Annotated in this window: 1 pseudogene; it reads left to right on the forward strand. The window is 61.0% G+C overall.

Annotated features, from left to right (window positions below):
• A pseudogene (locus ACW9IR_RS29755) lies at window positions 1-308 on the forward strand (capsid scaffolding protein); the annotation flags it as partial.
• Window positions 309-351: the final 43 nt, after the last annotated feature.

A 351-nucleotide genomic window follows, 5' to 3' on the forward strand; every position in this document is an offset into this window, starting at 1 on the left:
TCAAAGCCCTGCTGGCCCAGCTGCTGGTCGTCGCCGCTGGCATTCAGGCCGTGATCGAGCCTGCCGCTGAAGACGCACCAGAACCCGATCAAGCCCCGATCGACGACGTAACTACGGCCGTAGACGATATCGTCACGACTGCAGAGGCTGAGCGCGAATTTCAGCGTACCGGTGGCGGTAACAAGGCCTTGCTGGCAGCGTTCACCACGCTGCAAAAAGAGTTCACCGCACTGAAAAACACCACCAATGGTCGTCAGCTGCCACGTTCGACCGGCGCCGCCGACAAATCCAAAGTGCGGGTGCTCTGACATGGCTCGTTCCCTGAGCGCCTACGGCGCCAAGATGTACGCC

This window comes from Pseudomonas sp. SDT291_1_S447 (genome assembly GCF_054070155.1).